The 17,283-nt window shown below is 73.6% G+C and carries 15 protein-coding genes and 1 pseudogene; 7 read left to right on the plus strand and 9 right to left on the minus strand.

Translation table 11 applies throughout. The features are described from left to right. Positions 1-74: 74 nt before the first annotated feature. A pseudogene (locus tag ACFXGX_RS36700) lies at positions 75-266 on the minus strand (translation initiation factor IF-3); the annotation flags it as partial. Positions 267-657: 391 nt separating this feature from the next. Here ACFXGX_RS36700 and ACFXGX_RS36705 point away from each other — a divergent pair. Continuing rightward, complete coding sequence (locus ACFXGX_RS36705; protein ID WP_384800599.1) at positions 658-1,014, plus strand: DUF1844 domain-containing protein; 357 nt, start codon at positions 658-660, stop codon at positions 1,012-1,014. 47 nt (positions 1,015-1,061) lie between these two features. Here ACFXGX_RS36705 and ACFXGX_RS36710 read toward each other — a convergent pair whose 3' ends face one another. Further along, positions 1,062-1,793 (minus strand): SseB family protein, encoded by a 732-nt coding sequence (locus ACFXGX_RS36710; protein WP_384800602.1) that lies wholly within the window; start codon positions 1,791-1,793, stop codon positions 1,062-1,064. Positions 1,794-1,942: 149 nt separating this feature from the next. On the opposite strand from ACFXGX_RS36710, the gene ACFXGX_RS36715 reads away from it, so the two are divergent. After that, positions 1,943-2,905 carry a serine hydrolase gene (locus ACFXGX_RS36715; RefSeq protein WP_384800605.1) on the plus strand — a complete coding sequence of 321 codons (963 nt, stop codon included), beginning with the start codon at positions 1,943-1,945 and terminating at the stop codon, positions 2,903-2,905. A gap of 114 nt (positions 2,906-3,019) precedes the next feature. Here ACFXGX_RS36715 and mycP read toward each other — a convergent pair whose 3' ends face one another. Continuing rightward, the gene (gene mycP / locus ACFXGX_RS36720) at positions 3,020-4,324 is read right to left on the minus strand and encodes a type VII secretion-associated serine protease mycosin (RefSeq protein WP_384800608.1); all 1,305 of its coding nucleotides are present in this window, start codon (positions 4,322-4,324) and stop codon (positions 3,020-3,022) included. Then, the gene (locus tag ACFXGX_RS36725; RefSeq protein ID WP_384800611.1) at positions 4,321-5,154 is read right to left on the minus strand and encodes a hypothetical protein; all 834 of its coding nucleotides are present in this window, start codon (positions 5,152-5,154) and stop codon (positions 4,321-4,323) included. The genes mycP and ACFXGX_RS36725 overlap by 4 nt, the downstream gene beginning before the upstream one ends. 781 nt (positions 5,155-5,935) lie before the next feature. On the opposite strand from ACFXGX_RS36725, the gene ACFXGX_RS36730 reads away from it, so the two are divergent. Together ACFXGX_RS36730 and ACFXGX_RS36735 are read left to right on the plus strand one after the other, a co-directional pair. Further along, positions 5,936-6,790, plus strand: a complete 855-nt coding sequence (locus tag ACFXGX_RS36730; RefSeq protein WP_384800613.1) for a hypothetical protein — start codon at positions 5,936-5,938, stop codon at positions 6,788-6,790. Between the two features lie 489 nt (positions 6,791-7,279). Beyond that, entirely contained in the window at positions 7,280-8,482 is a 1,203-nt protein-coding gene (locus ACFXGX_RS36735; protein ID WP_384800616.1) for an amino acid deaminase/aldolase, read from the plus strand. A 64-nt stretch (positions 8,483-8,546) separates the two neighbouring features. Here the strand turns inward: ACFXGX_RS36735 and ACFXGX_RS36740 are convergent, their stop codons facing one another. From ACFXGX_RS36740 to ACFXGX_RS36755, 4 genes are all read right to left on the minus strand, one after another. After that, complete coding sequence (locus ACFXGX_RS36740) at positions 8,547-9,467, minus strand: DUF2510 domain-containing protein (RefSeq protein WP_384800619.1); 921 nt, start codon at positions 9,465-9,467, stop codon at positions 8,547-8,549. A gap of 129 nt (positions 9,468-9,596) precedes the next feature. Then, positions 9,597-10,388, minus strand: coding sequence for a 3-oxoacyl-ACP reductase (locus ACFXGX_RS36745; RefSeq protein ID WP_384800622.1), 792 nt, complete (start codon positions 10,386-10,388; stop codon positions 9,597-9,599). Continuing rightward, positions 10,385-11,740: an aldehyde dehydrogenase family protein gene (locus ACFXGX_RS36750; protein ID WP_384800677.1), complete on the minus strand. Its 1,356-nt coding sequence runs from the start codon at positions 11,738-11,740 to the stop codon at positions 10,385-10,387. Before ACFXGX_RS36750 ends, ACFXGX_RS36745 begins: the two co-directional genes overlap by 4 nt. A 98-nt stretch (positions 11,741-11,838) precedes the next feature. After that, entirely contained in the window at positions 11,839-13,209 is a 1,371-nt protein-coding gene (locus ACFXGX_RS36755; RefSeq protein WP_384800625.1) for a glutamine synthetase family protein, read from the minus strand. A gap of 77 nt (positions 13,210-13,286) precedes the next feature. Here ACFXGX_RS36755 and ACFXGX_RS36760 point away from each other — a divergent pair, with 77 nt between their 5' ends. Both ACFXGX_RS36760 and ACFXGX_RS36765 read left to right on the plus strand, forming a co-directional pair. Continuing rightward, positions 13,287-14,024 carry a FadR/GntR family transcriptional regulator gene (locus tag ACFXGX_RS36760; RefSeq protein WP_384800628.1) on the plus strand — a complete coding sequence of 246 codons (738 nt, stop codon included), beginning with the start codon at positions 13,287-13,289 and terminating at the stop codon, positions 14,022-14,024. Between the two features lie 188 nt (positions 14,025-14,212). Further along, on the plus strand, positions 14,213-14,893 hold the full coding sequence (locus tag ACFXGX_RS36765; RefSeq protein WP_384800631.1) for a gamma-glutamyl-gamma-aminobutyrate hydrolase family protein: 681 nt from the start codon (positions 14,213-14,215) through the stop codon (positions 14,891-14,893). A gap of 212 nt (positions 14,894-15,105) precedes the next feature. Here ACFXGX_RS36765 and ACFXGX_RS36770 read toward each other — a convergent pair whose 3' ends face one another. Further along, entirely contained in the window at positions 15,106-16,035 is a 930-nt protein-coding gene (locus ACFXGX_RS36770) for a LysR family transcriptional regulator (RefSeq protein WP_384800634.1), read from the minus strand. A gap of 95 nt (positions 16,036-16,130) precedes the next feature. On the opposite strand from ACFXGX_RS36770, the gene ACFXGX_RS36775 reads away from it, so the two are divergent. Then, positions 16,131-17,282, plus strand: a complete 1,152-nt coding sequence (locus tag ACFXGX_RS36775; protein WP_384800637.1) for a TDT family transporter — start codon at positions 16,131-16,133, stop codon at positions 17,280-17,282. Position 17,283 lies beyond the last annotated feature (1 nt).

Raw genomic sequence — 17,283 nt, forward strand, 5'->3', positions numbered from 1 at the left:
GGATGTGTGTTGCGCGGCTCGCGGGCCTAGAGGGCAGAATCGTAATGCAACGTGCCTTAGACATTGCGCTCGCCGACGGGGGGGCGCGCGCCCCCCGCCACCTCGACCAGGTCGAGGTCGTACTCCTGAGCAAGCTCAAGGGCCTTGGCAAGCGGAACAATCCCGACCTGCTCGCCGCTGGGACCGACAAGTCGCACTTCGGGAACGCGAATCCGGTCGTTGATGCGGGGCTCGGTGCTGATGGATCCTCCTCGGTAGCACCACACGGCGGTCTGGCGGACAGCCGCGTATGTCTCTGATGACATGTTGACCAACCGCCGTGGGGCATGAAAAATGCCCCGGACGGGACACAGGCGGGGCTCCATGGCAACCGGAGCACCGCCGCGGTCTACCGCGGGGCGCGCGTTCGGGCGACTCCATCGTCCGTACGGAACGATGGCGGCCACCTGACCGGATGACCCGCCGTCCCGAAGGACGGTCAGGTGGGAGATCGGAGCCTCCACTTGTGGGCCGAGCACCTAAGCGTCCGGCCGGTCGTTACACAAGGTTAGCAGTTCCGCCGGGTACGCGCTAACCGGAGGCCTCCTCTACCGCCGCTCACCGGGCGGAAGGCTCCCGCGGACGGGGCCGCGCGCGCCTGGGCCTATCGTGTGAGGCATGAGTGACACCCCTCCCCAGAACCCCGACTACGACACCATGACCCGCGACATCGCCGAGGTCCCCGCGGTCGAGGTCATCGTGACGGTCGCCGTGAACCTGATGAGCGCCGCCGCCGTGAAGCTCGGTCTCACCGAGGAGGGCGACGAGTACAAGGACCTGGACGAGGCGCGCAAGCTGGTCACCGCGCTCGCCGGTCTGCTCGACGCGAGCACGACCGAGATCAGCTCCTTCCACGCCGCGCCGCTGCGCGACGGCCTGAAGTCCCTCCAGCTCGCCTTCCGCGAGGCGTCCCTCGTCCCGGACGAGCCGGGCCAGGGCCCCGGCGAGAAGTACACGGGACCCGTCTACGGCTGACCCGTGCCCGTACGGATCGCCGTACGGACACGGACCCGCTCGCGTGCCTATCCGCGTACGTACAGGGGCTCGCCCGGAGGCGTCGCCTCGGCCGGCAGCAGTGCCAGGTCGAGGCCGCGCACCAGGCGGGCCCTCAGCGTTTCGTCGGCCGCGAGCCGCTCGGCCACCGCGCGAGCGGTCTCGGCGGGGGCGGCCGACGGGTCGAGCACGAGCGCGAGGGTGCCGTCCGCCGGACCGGGGCCGAGATGCGCGCGGGCCACGAGGGGCTCGGCGGCGACCGCGGCCCGTACCGCCTCGACGACGGCGGGATCGGCGAGCGGATCGGCGGTCGTGCGCCCCTCGGCGACCGCCAGCAGGGCGGAACCCGTCAGCTCGTAGGACACGGGACCGGCCAGGTCCAGCACGATCGTGTCGGCCTTCTCGTGGGCCGCGGCCTCCAGGACCTGGTTCAGGCGTGCGGCGACGGGGCGGGCCTTCGGATCCCAGCGGGCCAGCGAATCCGTCGAGGTGAAGGCGGGCAGCGCCGTACGGTTCCCGGCCTTGAGCGTGGGCACCGCCATGTCACTGGTCTTCTCGCGGCGCAGCCCGTTCTCGTCCTCCTCGACCTCACCGAGCATCGCCACGACGGGCACGAGGAGCCGGGCGCCCGTGAGCGCCTCCAGGACCGGCGGTACGGCTTTGCGGTCGGCGGACCAGGCCGCGAGCGCGGCGCTCAGCCGGGGGTCGGCGGAGCCGTCGTCGTCGGGGAAGCCGGGGTCGGGAATGTTCTTGTTCGCCACGGTCCCCGACCCTATCTGGGGAATGCTGCTGCGCTTGTGCGGCCCCTGTAACGCGCGGGCGACGGGATTCATGAGTTTCTCAGTTTTCCCTGACACGTCTTTCACACGCGTCTAACGGACGCCACAGCCCGGCCGTCGAGCATCGCCGGATGGACCGTCAAAGAGCACGCGGGCGTCGCGCCCGGCCCTCCCGACGCACGCCACTCCTGTACACCGCGGTGGCCTCGGTCGTCCTCGTCGGCGCCACGGCCGCCGGGACGGTGTACATGAAGGCGCAGGCGCACGACGGCCCCGCCGTCGTATCGTCGGCGGCGTCGGCGTCGCCCTCCGCGTCGTCGGCCGGGAGCGAGGAGGCGTCGGTGGAACCCGTGACGGAGCCCTCCGTGGACCGGGACGCGCTGCTCGCCAAGGCGCTGAAGTCGGTGACGGTGGCGGCCGGTGCGAAGACGTCGGTCGCCGTCCTCGACATCGGCTCGGGCGAGAGCGCCGGCTACGGCGACGCCGCCTTCGACACCGCGAGCATCGTCAAGGTGAACATCCTGGCGGCGCTGCTGCTCCAGGCGCAGGACGCGGACCGGCGTCTCACCGCGCGGGAGAAGACGCACGCCACCGCGATGATCGAGAACAGCGACAACGCGTCGGCGACATCGCTCTGGGCCTCCATCGGCCGGGCCGACGGGCTGGACGCCGCGAACAAGCGCTTCGGTCTGACGGACACCCAGGGCGGCGACGGTGAGCTGTGGGGTCTGACCCAGACCACCGCGAGCGACCAGCTCACGCTTCTGCGGCAGGTGTTCGGGGACGACTCCGAACTGAGCGCGGCCTCGCGGTCCTATCTCCAGGGGCTGATGGGCGAGATCGAGACCGACCAGCGCTGGGGAGTGTCCGCCGCCGGCGACGGGTCCCGATCGGCGCTGAAGAACGGGTGGCTGGCCCGCAGCACGACCGGACTGTGGGACATCAACAGCATCGGACGGATCTCGGCCGACGGCCACGACTACCTGGTGGCGACGCTGTCTAACGGCAACTCCACGCAGGCGAAGGGCATTTCGCTGGTGGAAGCGGTGTCGAAGGCGGCGGTGTCCGCGTTCCAGGACACGGCCGAGGGCTGAGGCCCGGCCGTCGAAGGGCCGCCCCGGAGCGGCCGTTCGAGGACCGGCCTTCGACGGGTCGGCGGCGGGATTCGGCGCGACCGGGACCGCGGTGGGCCCGAACGGCGTTCCCCGCTACGGCCGTTCGAACGGGTTCGAGGGCCTGCGACCGCGCCACAGGAACACCGCCGCCGCCAGCAGGCCCAGGCCCAGGGCGCCCGCGAGCGGAGCGGCCCAGTCGGCCGAACTGCCGCCGTCGTCGGGGGCGTCGGGCCCCGTGCCGAAGTACTTGTGGCCGTACGCGGCCGCCTTGGGGCCGCCCTCCGGATCGATCCGGCCGGCCGCCTTGATGGCCGCGGCCGGGTCGACGAAGCCGAAGCCGCGGGAGTCGTCGCGGCCGCCGGAGGGAACGTTGCGGGCGGTGTCCTCCAGCAGCCGCTTGATCTGCGCCGGGGACAGACCCGGGTGGGCGGCCTTGACGAGTGCGACCGCGCCGGAGACGAACGCGGAGGCCGCGCTGGTGCCCCAGCCCTCGTAGTACCGGTCGTCAGGGTCGGCGATGACCACGTCGACGCCCGGGGCGCTGACGGTGGCGTACCAGCGGCGGGTGGAGAAGGAGGCGTGCGTTCCGTAGCGGTCCACGGCGGTCGCCGCGATGACCCCGGGGTAGGCGGCGGGGTACGAGATGTGGTCGCCCTTCTCCCCGCCGTTGCCCGCGGAGGCGACGACGGCGATCCCCTTCTTCAGCGCGTACTGGACCGCTTCGTCCTCGGCGGGTTCGGGGTGGGCCGACCGGGAGTCGTCGCCGAGCGAGAGGTTGATGACGTCGGCGCCGTGGTCGGCGGCCCAGCGGATGCCCTCCGCGAGGGCGTTGCCACGGGTGTTGCGGGCCTTGGAGCGGGCCGGGTCCTTGTCCTCGAGGATCACGCGGACGGGCAGGATCTTCGCCTCGGGGGCGATCCCCATCACGCCGTCGGCGCGGCCCCGCCCGTGGCCGTGCCCGGCGATGATGCCCGCCATGGCGGTGCCGTGCCGGGCCCAGGTCACGTCACCGCGGCTCGCGCCGAAACCGACCATGTCCTTGTCGCCGAGCACATTGCCCTTGAGGTCCGGGTGCCGGGCGTCGACGCCGGTGTCGAGGACGGCGACGGTGATGCCCTTGCCCTTGGTCGTGCGCCACGCCTGCTGCGTGTGCATCGCGTCGAGGCCCCACTGCTGGGCACGTATGCCGTCGGCGTGCGCGGTGGCGGCGGGCACCAGCGCGAGGGAGGCGGCGAGGAACACGGCGAGTGCGCCGGACCTGCGGGAGAGCCGGGGCCGGCGGGCTGTCGGGGCCGGGCGCCGGGGGCGGCCGACGGGGGCCGACGCTCCGGTCGTGCCGGCGGGTCCGGTCGTACGGGGCTGCCGGGTGCGGCCGTCGGGGCCGTCGTCGCGGGTCATGACGGCTTCTCCGTGGACGAGGTGACGGTCTTGCGAAGGCCTCGCTCGACCCGGTCGGCGAGGCCCTGCGCCTCATGGCCGAGGCCCGACTGGGCCGCGGCCGTGGTCGCCTCCGGCTTCATCGCCTCGGCGGCGGGCTGCGGGGCGGCGACCGTACGCCCGTCGGCGAACCCGGAGACCGCGTACACGACGACGGGGGCGTCCGTCAGGACGGACACGGTCCACGAGGCACGCTGCGCCTTGCCGAAGCTCTCGGCGGCGGTGCCCTTCGCCGCGTACGGGAGGGGCAGCAGGTCGGTGCGCCGGTCCAGGCCCTCCTTGCGGAAGCGGGCCTTCAGGGAGGTCATGGCCGCCGCGTCCGCCTTGGTGAACAGCAGGCCGACGGTGGTGACATGACTGCGGGTCGCGTCCACGTAGGTGGCACGCAGCAGGCGCAGGCAGCCGACGGGGGCGAGAGCCTGGCGCAGCAGCGGGTCGAAGGCGTCCTTGCAGCCGGTGTCGGGGGCGACGGCGATCCGTGTCCAGGTGCGGTCGGAACCGCCGGGGCCCGCGCCGTCGCCGCGCACGGTCGGCGGGAAGAGCCGGTCCACGGGGACGCCGTGCCAGAGGTCTCCGGCCGCCGTGAACGCGCCGGCCGAACCAGGTGCGTCCGTGTCGTCGCCGGTGAGCCAACTGCCGGTCACCGCGCCGCCGATGAGGCCGAGTCCGAGCACGAGGCAGGTCGCGGCGGTCACGGCACCCGGCCGGATCCGCCCGCGGAACGAACGCACCCGCGCGGTGTCGCGGCCGTACGTCTCGGGCTCCGCGAACGATACGAAGGGGCGCCGCACGCCCGGGGTCGCCTCGGCGGGCGGTGCCGGCGACGGGGCCGGAATGAACGGAGGCGTGCTCGCGGAGCCCGCGCCGGCTCCGTCGCGCCCGGTCCGCGTCTCCCGCGTGACCTCCCCGAACCGCTCCCCGAAACCGAGGTCCGGCCCGGCCGCTCCGACCGGCGCCGGGGCTCCGGCCCGATCGGACGCCGCGGACCGCTCGGACGGGCCCGAGGGCTCGACGGCGTGTGACGGATCGGGGGACCGCGGGGGTCCGGAGGGACGTGAGGGGACGGAAGGGTGCGAGGGCTCGGACGGGCGCCGGAGCCCGGCCGGGTGCCCGGACTCGGGGGTCCGCGCGGCACCGGAGGAGCGCGACGGGTCCGAGGACCGTCCGGGTTCCGACGGCGGCGCGGACTCCGAGGGGCGCGGAGCGTCGAAGGCGCGCGGGGGCTCGGACGGGCGCTGCGGCGCGGCGGGGTGCGACAACCGGGCGGGGCGCTGCGCGGGACGCTGCGTTCCCCCGGGCCGCGACGGGCCTGCGGGGTGCGGCGCCCCGTCGGGGCGTGCCGTTGGGGCGGACGCGGGCGGGGCGTCCGGGAAACGAGCGGAGGCCGCGGGGGGCGGCGGGGTCGGCGCGCCCGTCCGGTCCTCGGGGCGCAGATGGGGGTAGCGCCGGGCCTCCGGCCGCGACGCAGATCCGGGACCCTGCGGAGCGGCGTCCGACGCGGAGCGCTGTGAAGCCACCGACGGCGGGGCCGGGCGGTCGGGTGGGGCACCGTCCGACGCGGGGCGCGGCACGGTGGACGACGCCACCGTGCGCGGCACACCGGACGACGACGAACCGGCCGGAGCGGACCCCGGCCTGCCGGCCGGAGCGGACAGCGGGGCGTCGGACCCCGGCGTACCGGTCGGAGCGGACCCCGGCGTACCGGTCGAGGCCGCCCGTCGCGGGGCGGATCCCGGTGTACCGGACGAGACTGAGCGGGGCGCGCCGGAGGCTGGAGTACGGGTCGGGGCGGATCGTCGCGGGTCGGACCCCGGCGTGCCGGCCGCGGCCGACCGCGGCGAGGCGGACCCCGGCGCACCCAGGGAAGCGGCCCGCGGTGCGTCCGGTGCGCCCGGCGAAGCGGCCCGGGGCGCGTCGGATCCCGTACCGGTCGGAGTCGACCGTCGGTCATCGGATCCCGTACGGGCCGAAGTCGACCGTCGGTCATCGGATCCCGTACGGGCCGAAGCCGACCGTCGCTCATCGGATCGCGGCGTACCCGCCGAGGCCGACCACGGTCTGCCGGGTGAGACGGACTCCGGTGCCGCGGGAGCGGCGGAACCCGGGGCGCCGGGTGCGGCGGACCCTGCCGGCGTACCGGACACGGCCCGCCCGGGCGAGCCGGCCGTACCTGTGGGCGCCGGGCCGCCGGACGAAGCGGCGCCGGCGGGACCGGACCCGCTCGTCGAGGCCGCCCTCGGACGGACCAGCGAGGTGGGCCTCGGAGCCGGTGATTCCGGTGTGGCGGACCGTTCCGGCGCGGACGGGGGCCGTACGGGCTGGAGCGGCACCGACGGGGCTGTGCCGCGAGGCGGGCTCGCGGGGCGCGGCGGGGCCGACGGAGCGCCGTCGGACACGGCCTGCCCGAATCCGGAGGGCGATCCCTGAGAGCTCGGCGAGGGTGCCTCGGCGGACCAGTCCTCCCCGGCCGAGAGGTCCGGTCCGGGCGACCGGACGGGCTTCGGCGGAACCGGAACCGCAGAGTGGGCCGGAGCCTGAGCGGCCGGCGGGTTCGCCGGGGGCGGCGGGGTCTGGGGGGCCGGCGGGGCCGCGGCCGGTGGAGTGGAGGGACGCCGGGGATTCGAGGCGCGCCGCGCTTCCGTACTCATGCACCCCCCGTTTCCTCGCACCGGGCTGTCGGACGCCCCGTGACTCGGCGAGCCGTTTCGTGTCGCGCGAGAGGTCGCCACGGGCACGCATACCCGCGCCGGGACACCGTCACCCCGGGCAGGGCCCGCCGGGGCAAGGTCGTTCCTCCCTGCGTCCGCGTCACTCTACGGGTTGACACGCCTCGGGCGGGAACCAGTACGAGGCCCCGGGGCATCTGCCCGGAACGTCCCCCTACCCTGCGGTAATGGAGTCTGGCAGTCTTCGCTCATGACAGCCCGTGCCTCCGACAGGGCCCGCTACGACCGGGCCACCGCTCACCTCGACGCCCCCGTCGCCATCGTGGACCTGGAGGCCTTCGACGCGAACGCGGACGATCTGGTTCGCAGGGCCGGCGGGAAGCCGATCCGTGTCGCCAGCAAGTCCGTCCGCTGCCGCACCCTCCTGGAACGCGTCCTGGCACGCGACGGTTTCGCGGGGATCATGTCGTTCACCCTGGCCGAGTCGCTGTGGCTGGCCAGGTCCGGTTTCGACGACGTCCTGCTCGCCTATCCGTCGGCCGACCGCAAGGGTTACGCCGAGCTGACCTCCGACCCCAAGCTCGCCGCCGCGGTGACCGTCATGGTCGACGATCCGGCGCAGCTCCGCCTCATCGACGAGGCACGCGAGGGCGGTACCGAGGTCGTGCGGGTCTGCCTGGAGCTGGACACCTCGCTCAAGCTGTTCGGCGGCCGGGTGCGGGTCGGGGCGCTGCGTTCACCGCTGTACTCCCCCGCCCAGGTGGCCGAGATGGCCCGTGCCGTCAAACGCGCCCCCGGGTTCAAACTGGTGGGGATCATGGCGTACGAGGGTCACATCGCCGGTGTCGGTGACGCGGTCTCGGGACGGCCGTTGCGCTCGCGTGCCGTGCGGCTGATGCAGGCCACCGCCCGCAAGGAGCTCGCCCAGCGGCGCGCGGAGGTCGTCCGGGCGGTCCGGGCCGTGGAGCCGGACCTCGAATTCGTCAACGGCGGCGGCACCGGAAGCGTCCAGCACACGGCCGCCGAGGACGCGGTCACCGAGATAGCGGCCGGTTCGGGGCTGTACGTGCCGAGGCTCTTCGACAACTACACGTCCTTCAGCGGACGCCCGGCGGCGCTGTTCGCCCAGCCCGTGGTGCGGCGGCCGGGCGTGGGTGTGGTGACCGTGCTGGGCGGCGGCTACCCCGCGTCCGGGGCCGCGGGCGCGGACCGGCTGCCCGTCCCGTATCTGCCGGAGGGACTGTCGTACGACCCCCAGGAGGGTCCCGGCGAGGTGCAGACCCCGCTGCTCGGCTCCCCGGCGGACGATCTGCTCATCGGCGACAAGGTGTGGTTCCGGCACGCGAAGGCCGGTGAGCTGTGCGAGCGGTTCGACACCCTGCACCTCGTGGAGGGTGACACGGTCACGGCCTCCGTCCCGACCTATCGCGGCGAGGGCCACACCTTCCTCTGATCCGCGGGACCACGCCCGCCCGGCCCGGAGACGCCTGTCCGTCCCCCGGCCGGGTGGGCGTCGTTCAGTCGGACGGGCCGATGCTGCTGCCCACACCGCCGCCGGCGTCCTTCTGGCCCACCGAGCGGATGCCTTCGGTGATCCGGTCCATGTCGGCCACCGGTGGCGCGTCGGCGCCGGCGTCGATGGCGAACCGGACGATGACCAGGGACTGCGAGCCCACGCTGGACGGGAAGGCCAGCGACTCGACGTAACCCCCGGGCCCCACACCGGTCTTGACCTTCCAGCGCACGAGATACCCGGCGCGCCCGGCGACGGCGACCGAGCCGGACTTCACCAGCCGGTGGGAGGCGATGCCCCGGAAGGGCCGGCTGCCGACGAGGTCGTGGCCGTACGCGCTGTCGGCGGCGTCCTCGATGTCCCCCTCGGCGAGGACCTTCGGTGAGGTCTCGTCGGTGGCCGTCGCGGTACGGACATCGACCCGGCCGTGCCGGCACAGACCGGGGTCGCCCGGGCAGTCGTAGGTCCGCGGGGTCGTCAGCACCGTGTCGTGGTCGGCGACGTACTGCGGTTTCGCCCAGCCGTCGAGGACCGGGAAGGTGATGCCGTCGAGTTCGTCAACGACGACGGACGGGTCACCGGCGGACGGCGAGGCGCCGGACGGGGACGGCGAGGGGTCGTCGGACGGGGTGGGCGACGCGGTCGCGGGCGTGGTCCGTGTCGCGGCCTCGTCGCCTCCGTCGTCGTCGCGCAGCAGTACGGCGCCGGTGACGATCGCGGCCACGAGGACGACGGCGGCCGTCACGAGGGCGACGGCCTTGGCCCGGCCGGAGCCGGATCCGCCGGGCGACGGGGCCTGTATCAGGGGCTGTTGCGGGGTCTCGGGCTGACGCCGGTGGTCGGTCCACGCGGTTCCGTCCCACCAGCGCTCGACGAGCGGGTACGACGGGTCGCGGTACCAGCCGGGAGGAGGTGTCATGCTCATCCCGGCACTCTAGTGCCGCGGCCGGCAGCGTTCGCCACGGCATCAGGACGTACCGGGAGCGGCGGTACACGGGGTCCGCGGGTCGGGCGCGACCGGGCCGCCCCCCTCCCCGCGGACCGGCCGGTTCCGCTACAGCGGTGTGACGTACGCGCCCGAAATGCCCCCGTCCACCAGGAAGTCGGTGGCGTTCACGAAGGAGGAGTCGTCGCTGGCGAGGAACGCGACGGCCGCCGCGACCTCGTCCGCCTCGGCGAACCGTCCGACCGGGATGTGCACGAGCCGTCGCGCGGCCCGCTCGGGGTCCTTGGCGAACAGCTCCTGGAGCAGTGGGGTGTTGACCGGGCCGGGGCACAGGGCGTTGACCCGGATGCCCTCCCGGGCGAACTGGACGCCCAGTTCACGGGACATGGCCAGCACCCCGCCCTTGGAGGCCGTGTACGAGATCTGGGAGGTCGCCGCGCCCATGCGGGCCACGAACGAGGCGGTGTTGATGACGGAGCCCCTGCCCTGGCGGCGCATGTAGGGGATGGCGGCCTTGCAACAGAGGTACACGGAGGTGAGGTTGACCTCCTGGACGCGCTTCCACGCCTCCAGGCCGGTGTCCAGGATGGAGTCGTCGTCGGGCGGCGAGATGCCCGCGTTGTTGAAGGCGATGTCTACCGAGCCGTAGGTGTCGTACGCGGTCCTGAACAGGTTCTCGACCTGCTCCGGGTCGGTCACGTCGACCTTGACGAAGATTCCGCCGACCTCCGCGGCCACGGCCTTTCCGTGCTGCTCGTCGATGTCGCCGCAGACGACGTGGGCGCCCTCGGAGGCGAGCCTGCGCGCGGTGGCGAGGCCGATGCCGCTGGCGGCGCCGGTGATGACGGCGGTGCGGCCCACCAGGCGGCGGCAGATGGTCTCGGGGGTGTCTGAAGTCACTGTGCGGGACCCTCCGTGCTGATGAAGACGTTCTTGGTCTCGGTGAAGGCGGTGAGCGCGTCCGGGCCGAGTTCACGGCCGATTCCCGACTGCTTGAAGCCGCCGAAGGGGGTCCAGTAGCGCACGCTGGAGTGGGAGTTGACGGACAGGTTGCCGGCGCGGACGGCCTGGGAGACGCGCAGGGCACGGCCGACGTCGCGGGTCCAGATGGAGCCGGACAGGCCGTAGTCGGTGGCGTTGGCGAGCCGGACGGCGTCGGCCTCGTCCTCGAAGGGCAGCACGACGGCGACGGGGCCGAAGACCTCCTCCACGGCCACGCGCGCGCCGGGTTCGACGCCGGTGAGGACGGTGGGCGCGAACCAGAACCCGGGGCCGCCGGGGGCCTTGCCCCGGATGCCGGGGGCGTCGGCGTCGACGTAGGACCGTACGCGTTCCAGCTGGGCCGCGGAGATCAGCGGGCCCATCTGGGTCCGCTCGTCGGAGGGGTCGCCGACGACGACGGACTCGACGGCCGGGGCGAGGAGTTCGAGGAAGCGGTCGTGGACGGAGCGCTGGACGAGGATGCGGGTGCGGGCGCAGCAGTCCTGGCCGGAGTTGTCGAGGAAGGACATGGGGGCGGAGGCGGCGGCGGCCTCGATGTCGGCGTCGGCGAAGACGATGTTCGGGCTCTTGCCGCCGAGTTCGAGGGTGACGCGTTTGAGGAGGGCGGAGCCTTTCGCCAGCACCTGCTTGCCGACGGTGGTCGACCCGGTGAAGACGATCTTGGCGACGCCGGGGTGGGAGACGAGCGCGTCGCCCGCGACGGGACCGGCGCCGGGCAGGACCTGGAAGAGGTGCTCGGGCAGGCCCGCCTCCAGGGCGAGTTCGGCCAGCCGCAGTGCCGTGAGCGGGGTCGTCTCGGCGGGTTTGAGGATGACGGCGTTGCCCGCGGCGAGGGCGGGTGCGGTGCCCCAGGCGGCGATGGGCATCGGGAAGTTCCAGGGCGCGATGACGCCGACGACGCCGAGCGGTTCGAGGAGGGTGATGTCGAGGCCGCCGGGGACCGGGATCTGACGGCCGGTCAGCCGCTCGACGCCCCCAGCGGCGTAGTCGAGCAGATCGCGCACGTTGCCCGCCTCCCAGCGGGCGTTGCCGAGGGTGTGTCCGGCCTCGCGGACCTCCAGGCGGGCCAGTTCCTCCAGGTGGCCGTCGACGACGGAGGCGAAGCGGCGCAGCAGCCTGGCCCGGTCGGCGGGCGCGAGGGCGGCCCATCCGGCCTGCGCCCGGCCGGCCCGTACGACGGCGTCCGCCACGTCCTGGGCGGTGGCGGCCGGGACGGTGGCCACGACCTCCTCGGTGGCCGGGTCGAGCACCCGGAGTTCGTGGTCGTACGGGGGTGAGGTGGACGGGTGCGACGGGCGCGGGTGCGGCGCGTCCGGGTGCGATGCGTGCGGGTGCGGCAAGGGGGTCCTCACATGCGTTCGAAGGAGCGGCGCAGCTCCCAGTCGGTCACCGCGGCGTCGAAGGCCTCCAGTTCGACGCGCGCCATGTTGCGGTAGTGCTCGACCACCTCGTCGCCGAAGGCGGCCCGGGCGATCGGGCTGTTCTCCCAGAGCTCGGCGGCCTCGCGCAGGGTGGTGGGGACGTGCGCGTACTCGGCGGTGTAGGCGTTGCCCGAGCAGGCCTCGGGCAGTTCCAGCTTCCGCTCGATGCCGTAAAGGCCGGCCGCGACGAGTCCGGCGACGGCCAGGTGCGGGTTGACGTCGCCGCCGGGCAGCCGGTTCTCGAAGCGCGTCGAGCGGCCGTGGCCGACGACGCGCAGCGAGCAGGTGCGGTTGTCGTATCCCCAGGCGACGGCGGTGGGCGCGAAGGAGCCCGGCTGGAAGCGCTTGTACGAGTTGATGTTGGGCGCGTACAGGAGGGAGAAGTCGCGCAGCGCGGCGAGCTGTCCGGCGAGGAAATGGCGCATGACCTCCGACATGCCGCCGGGGTCCTGGGCGGAGCCCGCCATCACGTTGGTGCCGTCGGCGTCGGCCAGGGAGAGGTGGATGTGACAGGAGTTGCCCTCGCGCTCGTTGTACTTGGCCATGAAGGTGAGGGAGACGCCCTCCTGGGAGGCGATCTCCTTGGCGCCGGTCTTGTAGATCGCGTGCTGGTCGCAGGTGACGAGGGCTTCGTCGTACTTGAAGGCGATCTCGTGCTGGCCGGGGTTGCACTCGCCCTTGGCGGATTCGACGGTGAGGCCCGCGGCCTGCATCTCGTTGCGGATGCGGCGCAGCAGGGGCTCGATGCGGCCGGTCCCGAGGACCGAGTAGTCGATGTTGTACTGGTTGGCCGGGGTGAGCCCCCGGTAGCCGCTGTCCCAGGCCTGTTCGTAGGTGTCCTTGAAGACGATGAACTCCAGCTCGGTGCCGACCTGGGCGGTGTAGCCGAGTGCGGCGAGGCGTTCGAGCTGGCGGCGCAGGATCTGGCGGGGTGCGGCGACCACCGGCGAGCCGTCGTTCCAGGCGAGGTCGGCGACGAGCAGGGCGGTGCCGGCGTTCCAGGGCACGCGTCGCAGGGTCGTGAGATCGGGGTGCATGGCGAAGTCGCCGTATCCCCGGTCCCAGGAGGACATGGCGTATCCGTCGACGGTGTTCATGTCGGTGTCGACGGCGAGGAGGTAGTTGCAGCCCTCCGTCCCGTGCTCCAGGACCTCGTCGAGGAAGAAGGCCGCGGCGAACCGCTTGCCCTGGAGCCGCCCCTGCATGTCGGGGAAGGCCAGGACGACCGTGTCGATGTCACCGGCCTCGACGAGGACGCGCAGTTCGTCGACGGAGAGCGGGGGTGTGCGGTCTGCCACCGGAAAAGCCTCCTTGGGTCAGCCGAGGGCCATAAGGTATTGCGGAGAACCATTGCTTGGGAAGGGGGCGCGACCTGATGACGCGGGCGCAACCCGACCGTGGGACGGACGACCGGCTGACGTCGGTCCTGCGGCCGGTGCGGGCGGGCAACGGCTTCGAGGAGGCGCTGGAGCAGATCCTCCAGATCGTCCGGCTCGGCCTGGTACCGGGCGGGGAACGGCTGCCCTCCGAGCGGGAGTTGGCCGACCGGCTGGGCATCAGCCGGGTGACGCTGCGCGAGGTCCTGAAGGTGCTCCAGGACCAGGGGCTGGTCGAGTCGCGGCGCGGCCGGTACGGCGGCACCTTCGTGCTGGCCCGCACGGACACACCGGGCGAGCACGAGCTGCGCCGCCGGGTCGCCGCGGTCGACATCGAGGACGTACTGCGTTTCCGCGAGGTACTGGAGGTGGGCGCGGCCGGGCTGTGCGCGACGCACGGGCTCGACGCGGACCGGGCGCTGCGGCTGCGCGAGGCGCTGGAGCGGACGAACGACGCCCCGCTGGCCGAGTACCGGCGCCTGGACACCATGCTCCACCTGACCCTCGCCGAGCTGTGCGGCTCCCCGTCCCTCGCCGCGCGGTACGCGGCCGTCCGGGCCGGCGTCAACGACCTCCTCGACTGCATCCCGCTCCTCGTCCGCAATCTGGAGCACTCGCAGCGTCAGCACACCGCGATCGTCGAGGCGGTGCTCGACGGGGACGCGGACGGTGCGCGGGAGATGATGCGGGAGCACTGCGCGGGCACGGCGGCACTGCTGCGGGGGTTCCTGGCATGAGCCGGACGTGACGCGTGGAGCCCCTGTGTTTCCGCTCCCCACCCCGCAAAGGTATGAGACCTTTCCATTGAAGCCATGGAAGACACATGGAAGTCATGGAAGCCATGGGCGCTGCGGAGGCCATTGGCGCCATGGAAGCCGTCGCCGTTCATGGGCGTCGTGGCGACCCGGATCCGAGGGAGTAGCGCGTGGGCAGGCCGCTGATCGGTGTGAGTACGTATCTGGAGGCCGCGGCGCGCTGGGGCGTGTGGGAGCTGGAGGCAGCGCTGCTGCCGGCCGGCTATCCGCGGCTCGTGCAGCGGGCGGGCGGACTGGCCGCGATGCTGCCGCCGGACGATCCGGACCTGGCGCGCGAGACGGTCGCCCGGCTCGACGCGGTGGTCGTCGCGGGCGGCCCCGACGTCGACCCCGCCCGGTACGGCGCCGAGCGCTCCCCGCGTACGGGCCCGCCCGCCCCCGAGCGCGACGCCTGGGAACTCGCCCTGATCCGGGCCGCGCTGGACTCCGGCACCCCGCTCCTCGGCATCTGCCGGGGCCACCAGCTCCTGAACGTGTCCCTCGGCGGCACGCTCGTCCAGCACCTCGACGGGCATGTGAAGGACACCGGTGTCATCGGACACCACGAGGTGACACCCGTACCGGGGACGCGGTACGCCGGGCTCGTACCGGAACCGTGCGCCGTGCCGACGTACCACCATCAGGCGGTGGACCGCCTCGGTGCGGGTCTGCTGGCCTCGGCGCACGCGGCCGACGGCACCGTGGAGGCGATCGAACTCTCCGGCTCCGCCTGGGTGCTGGGAGTCCAGTGGCACCCGGAGATGGGAGACGACCTGCGGGTGATGCGGGGCTTGGTGACAGCGGCGACCTGAACGATCCGGGCCCCCGGACGGGCTGAGACCTTCCGGGGCCGGACAGGAGAATTCAGCCCCTCCGGCGTGTGAGGAGCGGGGGTCCGGGGGGGGCGCCCCCCCGGACCGGTCCCGGACGGGGGGCAGGGGGGAAATAATACCCACCCGCTACACCAGCGCCCCCCCGGGTACGGGACGGGCAGGGGCGGAGGGGGCGAAAGAAGTCCGTCCCGCTACTCCTGCGCCCCCCGCGTCAGGGACAGCAGATCGCGGGCCGGCCCCGTGGGCCGGTGCCCCGTCGGCCAGACGGCCCGCAGGGCGCGGGTGAGCCGCACGTCGGCGAGCGGGATACCCACCAGCCGGTGGGCGGACAGCTCCTCGCCCAGGGCGAGTTCACTCAGGACGGCGGGCCCCGCGCCGCTGACGGCGGAGGCCTTGACCGCCGTCGTGGAGGACAGCTCGATCAGCGGCCGCGCGAGCCCACCGAGCGCGGAGTCGAGAACCTGACGCGTACCGGACCCCTCCTCCCGCAGGATGAGCGGCGTGGCCGCCAGCTCCGCCGCCGCGAGGGGCGCCCGGCGGCGCGCCCAGGGATGCCCCGGCGCCGTCACCACGATCAGCCGGTCGTGCGCGATGACGGTGGCGTCGAGACCGGACGGCACCGAGAGCCCCTCGACGAAACCGAGGTCCGCCTCGCCCGCCAGCAGCCGCTCGGCGACGGCGACGGAGTTCCCGGCGAGCAGCGACACGGCCGTGTCGGGACGCTGCGCGCGCAGGGCGATCAGCCAGCCGGGCAGCAGATACTCGGCGATGGTCATGCTCGCGGCCACCCGCAGCCGCGAGTCGCGCCGGTCGCGCAGGGCCTGCGCCCCGGCGTCGAACGCCTCGGCCGCGTCCACCACCCGCCGGGCCCAGTCCGTGACGAGCGCCCCCTCGCGGGTGAGCCGCGACCCGCGCGGCGACCTGTCGACGAGCGCCACCCCGAGCAGCCGCTCCATGGAGCGGATACGGCTGCTGGCCGCCGGCTGGGTGATCCCCACCTCCCGTGCGGCGCGCCCGAGACTGCCGAGGCGGGCCACCGCCAGCAGCAGTTCCAGCGCACCCAGATCGGGTACCCGGTGCGCGATCCCGGCGCCGGGCCGCTCCTCAGCACCGCTACCCATGACGATCCTCAGCGCTGCTGCTCATAAAGCCAGCTTATGCCGTCATAGGTGCGTGCTCCCTGGTGGGGAGCCCCCGGGCGGACGACCGTGGTGTCATGGTCACCGCAGCCCAGCCCCTCTCCGCCCATCAGGCGGGAACCGTCCCCGGCACGAACACCCCCCGTGTCCCGGGAAGCCGCGCCGTCGCCGCGGTCCGGCATCTCGGCCCGAACTGGTACGCCTCCGTGATGGGTACGGCGATCGTGGCCACGGCGGGAGCCGGACTTCCCGTGGACGTCCCGGGCCTGCGCACCGCCTGCACCGCCGTGTGGGCCCTCTCCCTCGCCCTGCTGCTTTCGCTGCTCACCGCCCGCGCCCTGCACTGGACGTACCACCGCGACCAGGCCCGTGCCCACCTCCTCGACCCCGCCATGGCTCCCTTCTACGGCTGCCTGTCGATGGCCCTGCTCGCCGTGGGCGGCGGCACCCTGCTGGTCGGCCGGGACTGGATCGGAACACCGGCGGCCCTCGCCGTGGACACCGTCCTGTTCACCGCCGGGACGCTGATCGGACTCACCGCCGCCGTGGCCGTCCCGTACCTCATGGTCGTACGGCATCGCATCGAGCCCGGACAGGCCTCCCCCGTGTGGCTGCTGCCGATCGTCGCGCCGATGGTGTCGGCCGCGCTCGGCCCCCTCCTCGTTCCGCACCTGCCGGCCGGACAGCCCCGGGAGACGCTGCTCCTCGCCTGTGTCGCGATGTTCGGGATCAGCCTGGTGGCCACCTTCGTGATGCTGCCGATGGTCTTCGCCCGGCTCGTCACCTCGGGTCCGCTGCCGCTCGCGCTCACCCCGACGCTGTTCCTCGTGCTCGGCCCGCTGGGCCAGTCGACGACCGCGGTGGGCAAGTTCGCGGACGTCGCCCCCGGCGTGGTGCCGGCCCCCTTCGACCAGGGCTTCGCGCTCCTCGCCGTGCTCTACGGCGTCCCCGTGCTGGGTTTCGCGCTGCTGTGGCTCGCGCTGGCCGTCGCGCTGACCGTACGGGCCCGCCGCCAGGGCATGGGTTTCGCGATGACCTGGTGGGCCTTCACCTTCCCTGTGGGCACCTGCGTCACCGGCGCGGAGGGCCTGGCCCGGCACACAGGCCTGGCCGCCTTCGAGGTGCTGGCCGTCGCCCTGTACGCCCTCCTGCTGACCGCCTGGTCGGTGGCCACGGCCCGAACCACCCACGGCCTGCTCACCGGCAAACTGCTCACAGCGCCCCGGTGAA

The sequence above is a fragment of the Streptomyces sp. NPDC059371 genome (assembly GCF_042751995.1).
GTDB lineage: Bacteria > Actinomycetota > Actinomycetes > Streptomycetales > Streptomycetaceae > Streptomyces.